At 66.3% G+C, this 8962-nt stretch carries 10 protein-coding genes; 1 reads left to right on the top strand and 9 read right to left on the bottom strand.

Annotation, left to right across the window (positions count from 1 at the left end; genetic code table 11):
• Positions 1-259: 259 nt before the first annotated feature.
• A complete protein-coding gene (locus tag ACO48X_RS09715; RefSeq protein ID WP_485001890.1) occupies positions 260-1663 on the top strand; it encodes a cell division protein DivIVA in 1404 nt (467 codons plus the stop codon).
• Between the two features lie 153 nt (positions 1664-1816).
• Here the strand turns inward: ACO48X_RS09715 and ACO48X_RS09710 are convergent, their stop codons facing one another.
• The 9 genes from ACO48X_RS09710 to ACO48X_RS09670 all read right to left on the bottom strand — a co-directional run.
• Entirely contained in the window at positions 1817-2608 is a 792-nt protein-coding gene (locus ACO48X_RS09710; protein WP_485001888.1) for an alpha/beta fold hydrolase, read from the bottom strand.
• A gap of 152 nt (positions 2609-2760) precedes the next feature.
• Positions 2761-3045 carry an ATP/GTP-binding protein gene (locus ACO48X_RS09705; RefSeq protein ID WP_485001887.1) on the bottom strand — a complete coding sequence of 95 codons (285 nt, stop codon included), beginning with the start codon at positions 3043-3045 and terminating at the stop codon, positions 2761-2763.
• Entirely contained in the window at positions 3045-3740 is a 696-nt protein-coding gene (gene nucS / locus ACO48X_RS09700) for an endonuclease NucS (protein ID WP_485001886.1), read from the bottom strand. Before nucS ends, ACO48X_RS09705 begins: the two co-directional genes overlap by 1 nt.
• A gap of 79 nt (positions 3741-3819) precedes the next feature.
• Complete coding sequence (locus tag ACO48X_RS09695; RefSeq protein WP_485001885.1) at positions 3820-4230, bottom strand: DUF2550 family protein; 411 nt, start codon at positions 4228-4230, stop codon at positions 3820-3822.
• 51 nt (positions 4231-4281) lie between these two features.
• Positions 4282-4542 carry a F0F1 ATP synthase subunit epsilon gene (locus ACO48X_RS09690; RefSeq protein WP_485001884.1) on the bottom strand — a complete coding sequence of 87 codons (261 nt, stop codon included), beginning with the start codon at positions 4540-4542 and terminating at the stop codon, positions 4282-4284.
• Entirely contained in the window at positions 4542-5996 is a 1455-nt protein-coding gene (gene atpD, locus ACO48X_RS09685) for a F0F1 ATP synthase subunit beta (RefSeq protein ID WP_485001883.1), read from the bottom strand. Before atpD ends, ACO48X_RS09690 begins: the two co-directional genes overlap by 1 nt.
• Before the next feature lie 9 nt (positions 5997-6005).
• On the bottom strand, positions 6006-6938 hold the full coding sequence (locus tag ACO48X_RS09680; protein WP_485001882.1) for a F0F1 ATP synthase subunit gamma: 933 nt from the start codon (positions 6936-6938) through the stop codon (positions 6006-6008).
• A gap of 2 nt (positions 6939-6940) precedes the next feature.
• Positions 6941-8572 (bottom strand): F0F1 ATP synthase subunit alpha, encoded by a 1632-nt coding sequence (gene atpA, locus ACO48X_RS09675; protein ID WP_485001881.1) that lies wholly within the window; start codon positions 8570-8572, stop codon positions 6941-6943.
• A 36-nt stretch (positions 8573-8608) separates the two neighbouring features.
• A partial coding sequence (locus tag ACO48X_RS09670; RefSeq protein ID WP_485001880.1) for a F0F1 ATP synthase subunit delta occupies positions 8609-8962 on the bottom strand: 354 nt, incomplete at its 5' end.

Below are 8962 nucleotides of genomic sequence, written 5' to 3'. Positions count from 1 at the left end.
CCACTATGAGCCCCAGCGCAGCAAGCGCGATGCCGACGGTCCTTCGTCGCATGTTGTCCCTCTCGTCGAGCGGCAAGGGCGCCTCGCACACCCGCGAATCGGGCTACTTCCGAGTCGCGGCGCCCCTCTTTAATAACGATTTTATAACATTATCGGCCGTCCGATCTGACGTCCCGGTTAGGCCGATCACGGCCTATGAAAGTAGCCTAGTCTGTATCCGATTCACAACCCACATATCACCCATCGGAAAGGTCGGAGAATGGTTGAGGAAACCAGCAGGTTCCCGCTTGTGCGAAAGGGGTATGACCGCGCGCAGGTCGACGAACACATACACGAATTGGAGTCGGCGCTCGAAGAAAGCGAGTCCGCACTCGAGGAAACTCGGTCCCAGGTCACAGAACTGGATTCACGCATCCTGCGCCTGTCGGGCGAACTCGCCGAGGCGAAGCAACAGGTTCGGGAGAACTCCCGCCCAAGCTACGGCGGGCTCGGCTCGCGCGTCGAACGCCTCCTGCGTTCGACGGAGGAGCAGGCCATGGACGTCATGTCCAGGGCAAATTCCGACGCCGAAGCCATCATCGCGCGTGCAAAGGAGCGCGCCGCACTGCTGACCAGCAGCGCGGAGGCCGAAGCTCAGGACACGCTGACGAGCGCACGCACCAAGGCCGATCAACTGCGAGCTACATCACGTCAGGAGGCGGATGCTTTGGCGATCAACGCGCACCGCACCGCGGAAGAACTCGTCGCCTCGGCCGAGCGGGAGGCGGATCGGGTCCGCACATCGGCGTCGAACGAGGTCTCGTCCATGCGCTCGGAGATCGACCACTACGTCGAGTCCCAGCGGGCCAACGTCGACGCGGAGCTGTCCGAAATGCGCGCCGCTGCAGAAGAAGAGGTGTCCAAGATTCGCGCGGAGGCGACCCGCGACGCCACACGGCTTCGCAGCGAGACCGACGAGATCGTCGCCGCCCTGCGCGCCTCGGTGGACCGCGAGGTCGCGAATCTGCGCAAGCGCAGCGCCGACGAGCGCAGCGCCATCGACGCAGAGGCCCGCGAGCGCACGGAGGCCATGGTCTCCGACGCCGAGGGCAGGGCCGAGGCCGCAGAACGGCGCTTGTCGGAGGCGACGCAGAGGGCCGAGCAGCTCACGTTCGACTCGGAGAAGACGGCGACGGCCACACTGAACCAGGCTCAGGAAGAGGCCTCGTCCATCGTCTCCGCGGCACGCGACGAGGCTCGCAGGATCCGCTCCGAGGCCAACGCGGAGGCGGCCGCGATGGCTCACTCGGCCGAAGAGCACGTCGCCTCCCTGGAGAGCCAGCGCGACGCGCTGCTGACCTATCTGGAGGACATGCGCTCGATGCTCGCGTCTTCGGATTCCGGGCTCGCGCTGGCCAACATCGTCAGCGCCGGCCAGGCACGAACCGAGACGCCGACGGTCACGTCCGCGGCGTCGGCGGCCTCCGCGCCCGAAAGCGGAGACGAGGGCGCCGAGGTCCACGAGATCGAGGTTCCCCGGGCCGTCGAATCGGAGGGAGACAAGCCCGCCGATCAAGACAAGCCGAAGTCGTCCGCCTCCAAGAAGAAGCCTCAGGCAAAGGCTTCGAGCAAGTCGGCGTCCTCGAAGGCGGGCGGGGCCGCAAAGAAGAAGCAAGCCTCCTGAGGGATCACGCACCCGAAGGGCTCGCGCAGCCTGTTACATCACGCACATAACTCACTCACGCGGGAGGGAAGGCGCCCCTCCCGCGTTTGCATTCGGCGCGCCCCGTCTCTGCCGATGCGGCCTGGCGGCGCTATGCGGTGCCAAGCGGCGGCGCTATGCAGCCTGACGGTAGAAATCGGCCAGAGCCTTTGCCAGCACCTCGGGCTGCTCGTCCGCCACGAAGTGGCCGGCGCCGGGAATCTCGATGATCTTCGCGTGCGGGGCAAGCTCCTTCCACTGCTGGAGGAGGGCGAAGCTGCATGTGGCGTCGTCGGCGCCGCGCTCGAGCAAAATGGGCCCGTCGATGGCGGTCAGCGCGCCGATGGCGCTGTCGCGGTCGAGCAGAGCCCTCTGCAGCCAGGCGAGCGAAGCCGAGTTGAACAGCCGGAAACGCCGGTCGAGGCTCTGACGCACGGACTCCGGCGAAGCCGGGGAAACGAGGAAATTGCTCCATTCCTTGACGGATTCATAGCCCTTGCCCTCCTCGCACAGGGCGATGCTCTCGCGCCGAATGGCGGCGTGGTCGGCGTCGTCCACGCCGATGTTCGTGTCCATGAGCGCCAGGCCGGCGACTTTCTCGGGGTAGGTCTGCGCAAAGGTCGCCGCCACGGTTCCGCCCATCGACATGCCCCCGAGGACGACGCGCTCGATCCCGAGCTCGTCGAGCGACTCGCGGATCGCCTCGACGAAGGCTTCGAGCGAAGGCTCAGGGCGCCCGTAGCGCTCTTGGAGTTCGGCGCCGCTCGGGGAGCCGCCAAAGCCCGGTGCGTCGACGGTGACGACGTCGATCGGGGCGAGCCTGTCGCGAACCAGATCCCACATCGTCGAATCGAGCGGCATCGCGTGAAGAAGAAGGAACGGGAGCGTCCCGGCGTTTCCCGTCCGCCTTGTAGCTAGTACAGTCATATCCTCCACCCTAGCCGTGCATCCTCGCTCAGGCCAGGGTTACGCGCCCGTGCACTCGCTTTCGCCGCGCGAGGCTCTCGCGCCCCCGCATCCGGGGCTCCGCGGAACTCGCGCCTACGCCTACGCGGAACTCGCGCCGACGGCGCAAAGCGTCACCGCCGTCCGCGATGTTTCCAGCACGACGTGTGCCAGTGTCTCCTCGAATCGATCCCGAACTGCGAGCCTAGGACGGTGTCCTCCGTCCACGCCACCTCGTGCGCCTCGCCGACGTCGATCTCGCCTCCGCATCCGGGGCACACATAGCGTTTGGCCGCTTCGGAGATATGGAAAACCTTGTACTCGGCGCCGTCGCGGCCGACCTCGTGCTTCACGCCGCCCATGGCCGCACGCACATTCAGCGGGCGCACCGGCCGCGAGTACTTCTTCGACCGGCGCATCAGAACAGCCTGTCCTCCGGGTTGTCCAAACCGCGCATTTCGTCATAGTCGAGGACGACGCATTCGATGCCCCTGTCCTCGGCAAGGACTCTGGCCTGGGGCTTGATCTCTTGGGCGGCGAAAACCCCGCGCACCGGAGCGAGCAGCGGATCGCGCTCGAGCAGCGCGAGGTATCGGGTCAGCTGTTCGACGCCGTCGATCTCGCCGCGCCGCTTGACCTCCACGGCCACGTGCCCGCCGTCGCCGTCGCGCACAAGAAGGTCGACCGGCCCGATGGCCGTCGGAAACTCCCGGCGCACCAGGCTCATGCCCTCACCGATCCTTTCCACCTGCTCGGCCAGGAGCGCCTGCAAATGCGCCTCGACGCCGTCTTTGACGAGGCCCGGCTCAATTCCAAGGTCGTGGCTGGCCTCGGCGCACACCTCGAAGATCCGGATGACGAGCCTGTCCTCGCTCTTATTGCGTGAGACCTCCCACACTTCGCTCACGCCGGATGCGGCTTCGTCTTCATCGGGCTCGCGCACGGACATCGAGCAGGGCGGGCTCATCCAGTTCAGCGGCTTGTAGGAGCCGCCGTCGGCGTGGACGAGCACCGAGCCGTCGGCTTTGACCATGAGAAGCCTCGTCGCCTTCTCGAGGTGGGCGTCGAGGCGGCCCGAGTAATCGACGGAACACTCAGCAAAGACTACGCGCATAGCCTCACAGCCTACCCGATCCGCCTGAGACCGCGCCTCGCTCGCCCAATGGGCGCCCGCCCGACGCGCAGCGAATCGATCAGAAGTCGGCCGGCTCTTCGGCCGGCGGCGCGGAATCGATCCACGAGACGAGCCCCGCGAATTGAGCGGCGCCCAGCGCGGCTTCGTACTCGACGCCGTCGCCGAGGAACTCGACGACCGTGGTTCCCGGGAGCATGCCCTGGCGATGCCCTCGGATCTCCAGGAGCTCGCGGGGAAAGCTCCATTTTGAGTTCAGCACCAGGGACCTGCGCGGATACCATTCGATCGCGTCGGCTTGGAGCGCGATTATCCCGGGAATCCAGCGGCCTCCCTTTCGCCGCAGGGCACACTGAAACGTGCCGTACTTGTGCAAAAGCCCTCTCAAACGCACGAAGTAGACGGTGAGAAACGCGAGGCCCGCTAGGGCGCCTGCGAGCGCAACGGCCAGTATGACGTCAAGCGCCCTCATATCCCCGCCTTTCGTGCCTTTGCCGCGTGTTCCCGGCCGCTGCTCGCTCGGCTACTCAGTGTGTCCGGTGTCCGAATGCTCGACGACGACGTAGGCATGGTCCTCGTCGACCGTCACAAAACCGCCGTCGACCTCGAAGACGAGCGAGCGGCCCTCCGAAAGGTCCACCTCCACCCTGCCGGGCAGGAGGAGCGCCATGAGGGGAGTGTGCCCGGGCAGGATTCCCATGGCCCCTTCGTGAGACGGAACGACGAGGTGGTCGGTGTCTCCCGACCACACGAGCGCCTGCCTGTCGACGATCTCGACCTTCATCAGCCCTGCTCCTGGCGAAGCTTCTCCCACGAACGCTCGATGTCCTCGATGCCGCCGATGTTGAAGAACGCCTGCTCGGGAATGTGATCGTACTCGCCGTCGCAAAGGCGCCGGAAGGCCTCGACCGTCTCGTCCACGGGAACCGTCGACCCCTCGACGCCTGTGAATTTGAGCGCCGTATAAGTGTTTTGCGAGAGGTACTGCTGAATGCGCCGGGCCCGGGCGACCGTCACCTTGTCCTCTTCGGACAGCTCGTCGACGCCCAGGATGGAGATGATGTCCTGCAGCTCCTTGTTCTTCTGGAGGATGGCCTTGACTCGGGTGGCGACCTCGTAATGCTCCTGCCCCACCACCTGCGGATCGAGGATGCGCGAGGTCGACGTCAGCGGATCGACGGCCGGGTAGAGCCCGCGCGAGGCGATCTCCCGCGAGAGCTGGGTGGTCGCGTCCAAGTGGGCGAACGTCGTGGCCGGGGCCGGATCGGTGTAATCGTCCGCGGGCACGTAGATCGCCTGCAGCGAGGTGATCGAATGGCCCCTCGTGGAGGTGATGCGCTCTTGGAGGGCGCCCATCTCGTCGGCGAGGGTCGGCTGGTATCCGACGGCGGAGGGCATGCGGCCCAGCAGCGTGGAGACCTCCGAGCCGGCCTGGGTGAATCGGAAGATGTTGTCGATGAACAGAAGGACGTCCTGGTTCTCGACGTCGCGGAAGTACTCCGCCATCGTCAGCCCGGACAGCGCCACCCGAAGGCGCACGCCCGGCGGCTCGTCCATCTGCCCGAACACCAGGGCAGTCTTGTCGAGGACGCCGGCTTCGTCCATCTCGTTGATGAGGTCGTTGCCCTCTCGGGTCCGCTCGCCGACGCCGGCGAACACGGAGACGCCGTCATGGTCCTGGGCCACGCGCTGGATCATCTCCTGGATGAGGACCGTCTTGCCGACGCCCGCGCCTCCGAACAGGCCGATCTTGCCGCCTTGGACGTACGGAGTGAGAAGGTCGATGACCTTGATTCCCGTCTGGAACATCCGCGTCTCGGGCTCGAGCTCGTCGAAGGCGGGCGGCTTGCGGTGGATCGGCCACCGTTCTTCGACCTGGAGGACCTCGTCGCCGTCGAGGTTGAGGCATTCGCCGAACACGTTGAAGACGTGACCCTTCGTCGCCTCGCCGACCGGCACGGAGATGGGCGCGCCCGTGTCCGTGACGAGGGCCCCGCGCACGAGGCCGTCGGTGGGCTTGAGGGCGATGGCGCGGACGATGTTGTCGCCAAGGTGCTGGGCGACCTCGAGCGTCATGTCGTATGAGCCCTCGCCCTCCCCCTGGGCGCTGAGGTCCACGTGCGTGGTCAAGGCGTTGTTGATCTCGGGTAAGGAGTCCGCCGGGAATTCGACGTCGACGACGGCTCCGATGACCTGGACGATGCGTCCGGTTCCCGGATTGGATACGAGCGTGGTCATGTTTCTCCTTTAAGCACCCTGCTTGAGCGCGTCGGCGCCCGAGACGATTTCGGTGATCTCTGTCGTAATCTCCGCCTGGCGCGCGTTGTTGGCCAAGCGGGTGTAGTCCTCGATGAGCTTCTGGGCGTTCTCCGTGGCCGAGTGCATCGCCTGTTGGCGCGAGGCGAGCTCCGAGGCGGCGGCCATGAGGAGAACCGAATGAATGCGCTGGCTCACGTACATCGGCAGCAGCGCGTCGAAAATGTCCTCCGCCGAGGGCTCGAACTCGAAGAGCGGGCGCGTTTCCTCCGGCCTGTCCCCCAGGTCGTCGACCGGCCCGCGCTCGTCGTCGTCTTCCGCCTCGACGACTTCGAGGGGAAGCATATGGCGCACCTGGACGATCTGCCTGACCATCGAGACGAACCTCGTGTAGACGACGATGAGCTCGCTGACGCCGCCGTCTTCGGGCGCCGCGAGATAGGCGTCGAGCAGGGTGGAGGCGACGTCGTCGGAGACGCCGACGTCGGGGTTGTCGGACTTGCCGGTCCACGACTTCGCCACCTCGATCCCCCGGAACCTGTAGTAGGACTCGCCGCGGCGCCCGCTCACGTACAGAACGGGCTCCCTGCCTTCCGTCCGCAGCTCCTCGACCAGCCGGTCGGCCTCGCGAAGGACGGACGAGGAGTAGGCGCCCGCCATTCCCCTGTCCGAGGTGACGACGAGGACGGCCACCCGATTCGTGTCCTCGCGGTGGGTGAGCATGGGATGGTTGAGCTCGTGGTCGTGGAGGGCCACGGCCGCTATCGACCGCGTGAGGATCCGGGTGTAGGGATCCAGGCCGCTCGCAGCCTCTCGCGCCCTGCCGATGCGCGAGGCGGCGATGAGCTCCATCGCGCGGAAGACCTTCTCCAGCGTCGCCGTCGCCCTGATCTTCTCCTTGAAGACCCTCTGTGCGCCCGCCACGGTCAGCCCCGCTTCGCCCGGACGATCTGCTCTTTGGCGACCTCGGTCTCCACTTCGACCTCGCCCTCGCCGTCCGCGGCGACCCCCTCGGCGACGAGGTACCCGCGTGTGAATTCCTTGACCGCGGCGCGAAGCTCTTCTTCCGTCTCCTTCTCGAGGAGCCCGGTGTCCGCGATCTTCTCCAACACGCCGGTGTTGTGGCGCAAATAGTCCAGCAGACGCCTCTCGTAGTCGTGGACCTTGTCCAGCGGAAGCTCGTCGAGGAAGCCGTTGGTCCCCGCCCACACCGAGGCGACCTGGTCCTCTACCTTGTAGGGCGTGTACTGCTGCTGGCGCAGCAGCTGCATGAGGCGCTCGCCCCTGGTCAGCTGCTGGCGCGTGGTCGCGTCGAGGTCCGAGGCGAACATGGCGAACGCCGCCTGCGCTCGGTATTGGGCGAGCGTGATCTTCAGCGTTCCCGCGACCTTCTTCATCGCCTTGATCTGGGCGTCGCCGCCCACGCGCGAGACGGAGATTCCGACGTCGACGGCGGGGCGCTGATTGGCGTTGAACAGATCCGACTGGAGGAAGATCTGCCCGTCCGTGATCGAGATGACGTTCGTGGGAATGTAGGCGGAGACGTCGTTCGCCTTCGTCTCGATGAGCGGCAGCCCCGTCATCGACCCCCCGCCCATCTCGTCCGAAAGCTTGGCGCAGCGCTCGAGGAGGCGCGAATGCAGATAGAAGACGTCGCCCGGGTAGGCCTCGCGCCCCGGCGGGCGGCGCAGCAGCAGCGAAACCGCGCGATAGGCCTCGGCCTGCTTGGACAGGTCGTCGAAGACGATGAGCACGTGTTTGCCGTTGTACATCCAATGCTGGCCGATGGCCGAGCCGGTGTACGGCGCCAGATACTTGAAGCCCGCGGGGTCGGACGCCGGAGAGGCGACGATGGTCGTGTAGTCCATCGCGCCGGCCTTTTCGAGCGTTCCGCGGACGGAGGCGATGGTCGAGCCTTTCTGGCCGATGGCCACGTAGATGCACCGGACCTGCTTCTTCGGGTCGCCGGAGAGCCAGTTCTCCCTCTGGTTGACGATCGTGTCGATCGCCAGGGCCGTCTTGCCCGTCTGGCGGTCACCGATGATGAGCTGGCGCTGGCCGCGCCCGATCGGAATCATCGAATCGATCGCCTTGATGCCGGTTTGCAGCGGCTCGTGGACGGATTTGCGCATCATGACGCCGGGGGCCTGCAGCTCCAAGGCGCGGCGGCCCTCGACTCCCTGGATCTCGCCGAGCCCGTCGAGCGGCCGTCCGAGCGGGTCCACGGTGCGGCCGAGGTACCCCTCGCCGACGGGAACCGAGAGCACCTCTCCGGTGCGCCGCACTTCCTGGCCCTCTTCGATCGAGGAGAATTCGCCGAGGACGACGACGCCGATCTCGCGCTCCTCCAGGTTCATGGCCAGGCCGAGGGTTCCGTCTTCGAAGGTCAGCAGTTCGTTGGCCATGGTGCCGGGAAGCCCCTCGACGCGGGCGATGCCGTCGGCGGTCAGGGTGACGTGGCCGACCTCCTCGCTCACGGACTTGGCGGGCTCGTAGGAGCTCACAAAGTTGTCGAGCGCCGCCCGGATCTCCTCGGGCTGGATGGTAAGTTCAGCCATTCCTCTTTCCTTAACTACGTAGGCGGTGGCCGCCGGTTACTTGATGACGGCGTCCTTGACGCCCTTGATCCGCGTGGCGAGCGTCGCGTCGATGACGTCGTCGCCTATGTGTATGCGAATGCCGCCCACGGCCGCGGCGTCGATCGCGACGTGAACGGACACGTCTTTGCCGTAACGCGCTGAGAGGATTCTCTTCAGCCGTTCTTCCTGCTTGCGGGTGAGCGGGCTCGCCGCCGTCACGGAGGCGACGAGCTTGGATTGGATCTCCGCCGCCGCATCGACATACCCGGTCAGCGAAGCGGCCATCGTCGGGAGCGGCGCCCGCGCCACGGCGCGGCGGATGAGCGTCAGCGCGGGCGCTCCGACGTGCTTTTTCCACACGCGGTCGGC

The organism is Peptidiphaga sp., from assembly GCF_057238965.1.
This window is presented reverse-complemented; position numbering and strand designations above follow the sequence as displayed.

Excerpts from the sequence above, each read along its gene's own strand:
- ACO48X_RS09715 (WP_485001890.1), top strand. The coding sequence starts at position 260 with ATGGTTGAGGAAACCAGCAGGTTCCCGCTTGTGCGAAAGGGGTATGAC.
- ACO48X_RS09710 (WP_485001888.1), bottom strand. The coding sequence starts at position 2,608 with ATGACTGTACTAGCTACAAGGCGGACGGGAAACGCCGGGACGCTCCCG.
- ACO48X_RS09705 (WP_485001887.1), bottom strand. The coding sequence starts at position 3,045 with ATGCGCCGGTCGAAGAAGTACTCGCGGCCGGTGCGCCCGCTGAATGTG.
- nucS (WP_485001886.1), bottom strand. The coding sequence starts at position 3,740 with ATGCGCGTAGTCTTTGCTGAGTGTTCCGTCGATTACTCGGGCCGCCTC.
- ACO48X_RS09695 (WP_485001885.1), bottom strand. The coding sequence starts at position 4,230 with ATGAGGGCGCTTGACGTCATACTGGCCGTTGCGCTCGCAGGCGCCCTA.
- ACO48X_RS09690 (WP_485001884.1), bottom strand. The coding sequence starts at position 4,542 with ATGAAGGTCGAGATCGTCGACAGGCAGGCGCTCGTGTGGTCGGGAGAC.
- atpD (WP_485001883.1), bottom strand. The coding sequence starts at position 5,996 with ATGACCACGCTCGTATCCAATCCGGGAACCGGACGCATCGTCCAGGTC.
- atpA (WP_485001881.1), bottom strand. The coding sequence starts at position 8,572 with ATGGCTGAACTTACCATCCAGCCCGAGGAGATCCGGGCGGCGCTCGAC.